This is a genomic window from Kitasatospora sp. NPDC007106 (genome assembly GCF_040634455.1).
GTDB lineage: Bacteria > Actinomycetota > Actinomycetes > Streptomycetales > Streptomycetaceae > Kitasatospora > Kitasatospora arboriphila.
Genome location: NZ_JBEYFP010000832.1, coordinates 1 through 2,487 on the forward strand (window position 1 = coordinate 1; position 2,487 = coordinate 2,487).

Annotated in this window: 3 protein-coding genes and 1 pseudogene; 3 read left to right on the forward strand and 1 reads right to left on the reverse strand. The window is 73.9% G+C overall.

Annotation, left to right across the window (positions count from 1 at the left end; genetic code table 11):
• The 3 genes and pseudogenes from ABZ641_RS32965 to ABZ641_RS32975 form a co-directional block, all read left to right on the forward strand.
• Window positions 1-94, forward strand: a pseudogene (locus ABZ641_RS32965) (TetR family transcriptional regulator); the annotation flags it as partial.
• Between the two features lie 55 nt (window positions 95-149).
• The gene (locus tag ABZ641_RS32970; protein ID WP_359987825.1) at window positions 150-1,466 is read left to right on the forward strand and encodes a DUF1996 domain-containing protein; all 1,317 of its coding nucleotides are present in this window, start codon (window positions 150-152) and stop codon (window positions 1,464-1,466) included.
• A 67-nt stretch (window positions 1,467-1,533) separates the two neighbouring features.
• Window positions 1,534-2,097, forward strand: a complete 564-nt coding sequence (locus ABZ641_RS32975) for a DUF305 domain-containing protein (RefSeq protein WP_359987828.1) — start codon at window positions 1,534-1,536, stop codon at window positions 2,095-2,097.
• A 151-nt stretch (window positions 2,098-2,248) separates the two neighbouring features.
• Here the strand turns inward: ABZ641_RS32975 and ABZ641_RS32980 are convergent.
• A partial coding sequence (locus tag ABZ641_RS32980) for a M4 family metallopeptidase (RefSeq protein ID WP_359987831.1) occupies window positions 2,249-2,487 on the reverse strand: 239 nt, incomplete at its 5' end.

Below are 2,487 nucleotides of genomic sequence, written 5' to 3' on the forward strand. Positions count from 1 at the left end.
CGACCGCGAAGGGCTCGAGGGCCTGACGATGCGCCGGGTCGCTCAGGAGCTCGGCACCGGCCCCGCCTCGCTCTACGCCCACGTGTCCGGCAAGGGCCCCACCCGGGCACCGTGCGCTCAGGCTCCGACCCCCACCCGATTGGAGAGCCATGAGTCCCACCGTGCTGCGGTCCTCCCGACCGCGCCCGCAGATCCACCGCCGTGCCGCCTGGCGGCGCCGTCTGGTGGCCCTGGCCGCTGCCGTCCTCACCGCGGGCGCGGTGCTGACCGGCACCTCCGGCCCGGCGCAGGCCGTCGACCAGCCGATCTCGCAGGGCCGGCCGGTCACCGCCTCCTCGGTCGAGAACGCCGCCTACCCGGCCTCGCTGGCCGTCGACGGCAACGACGGCACCCGCTGGTCCAGCGCCGCCGCCGACAACCAGTGGATCCGGGTCGACCTCGGCGGGAACGCCGCGATCGACCGCATCGTCCTCGGCTGGGAGGCCGCCTACGCCAGCGCCTACCAGGTGCAGGTCTCCGCGAACGGCAACGACTGGCTCACCGTCCGCCAGGTCACCGGCGCCACCGGCGGCCGGCAGACCCTCGACCTCACCGCCACCGGCCGCTACGTGCGCGTCCTGGCCACCGCCCGCGCCACCGTCTGGGGCGTCTCGCTCTGGGAGTTCCAGGTCTACGGCTCGGTCGGGACCCAGGGCGTGCCGCCGGGCGCCGTGCGGGTCGCCGAGTTCCTCGCCGACTGCCCGTTCAGCCACCGTCTGCCCGACGACCCGATCGTCTTCCCCGGCCTGCCCGGCGCCTCGCACATGCACAGCTTCTTCGGCAACGCGGCCACCGACGCCAACTCCGACCTCGGCCGGCTGGAGCAGTCCGGCGGCACCTGCAACCCCGCCGTCGACACCTCCTCCTACTGGGTGCCGACCCTGTACGCCGACAACGTCCCGGTCGAGCCCACCGGCACCACCTTCTACTACCTCGGCGAAGGCGTCCGCGACGACGTCATCGCACAGACCCAGCCGCTGCCGCGCGGCCTGCGGATCGTCGCCGGCAACGCCAAGGCCACCGGACCGAACGACAACAGCATCGCCCGCTGGTCCTGCCTGCACGCCGGCGAGGTCAACCCCTCGCACGACTTCGTCAACTGCCCGGCGGGATCGATGCTGGAGTCCTACCTCGACTTCCCGCAGTGCTGGAACGGCAAGGACCTCGACTCCGCCGACCACAAGAGTCACATGTCCTACCCGGTCAACGGCGCCTGCCCGGCCAACCACCCGATCCCGGTGCCCAAACTCCGGCAGGTGCTGCGCTACCCGGTGACCGGCGACCCGTCGCGGCTGCGGCTGGCCTCCGGGCCCGGCTACACGATGCACGGCGACTTCTTCAACGTCTGGCCGGCGGCCGAGATGGCCCGCCGGGTCCGGGACTGCATCGACCCGATCGTCAAGTGCGGTGCCAACGGCACGGCCTGACCCGACGACCCCTCCGGGTGCGGCGAGGGGTCCCTTCCCCGCCGCACCCGGAGGCCCAGGAGGAACGATGAGACGAGCCTTCGCCGCCGCGGCCGTGGCCGCCCTCGCGGTGTGCGGCGCCCTGGCGGCGGTCGCCCGGCCGTCGGACCGGCCCGCGGCTGCCGTGGCGGCCCCGGCCTCCCCTTCTGCCACCGCATTCAACCCGACCGACGCGGCCTGGCTGCAACTGCTGGTGCCGATGACCGAACAGAACGTCCTGCTGGCCGAGTTGACCGAGAAGCGGGCCACCGGCCCCGGACTCCGCTCGCTCGCCTCGGAGATCGCCGCCGGAGGCCGCGGCGACCTGGCCCGACTGCAGGAACTGACCCGGCTCGGCGGGGTGGCCGGCGACAACCCGCACACCGGCCACGACATGCCCGGCTTCACCACCGCCGCCGAGTACGCCGAGGCCGAGCGGATCAAAGGCGCCGACTTCGACCGCTACGCCGTCCTGCACCTGCGCGAGTACCTGGAGCAGTCCGTCCGCCTCGCCGACTCCGAGTCCACCGCCGGTGCCGCGGCGCCCGCCCGGCAACTCGCCGCCGACCTGCGCCGCACCCGCGCCGCCCAACTCGCCCGCCTGGGCCCGTAAACCGCTGCCGTGCCGGGTGCCCGCCGCTCACGTGCCGACCTCGCCGGCGGCTCGCCGCACCCGTGGCTCGCCGCACCTGTGGAACCGGCGCGGCGGCAGCCGGGCCTCCGCCCTGGAGACCCGGCTGCCGCGGTACCCGTTCCGGGGTGCGTCAGCTGACGTTCACCGCGGCCCAGGCGGCGGCGACCTGGGCGTACTCGGCGGATCCGGCACCGTAGAGGTCCGACGCCGCGTTCAGGGTCGCGGTGCGCGCGCCCTTGTAGTTGGTGGTGGAGGTCATGTAGACGCTCAGCGCCCGGTACCAGACCTGCAGGGCCTTGGCCCGGCCGATGCCGGTGACCGTGGAGCCGTTGTAGGTCGGGCTGTTGTAGCTGACGCCGTTGATCGTCT

What these genes read in the sequence shown, in the direction of transcription:
- ABZ641_RS32970 (WP_359987825.1), top strand. Translation starts at nt 150, where the DNA reads ATGAGTCCCACCGTGCTGCGGTCCTCCCGACCGCGCCCGCAGATCCAC.
- ABZ641_RS32975 (WP_359987828.1), top strand. Translation starts at nt 1,534, where the DNA reads ATGAGACGAGCCTTCGCCGCCGCGGCCGTGGCCGCCCTCGCGGTGTGC.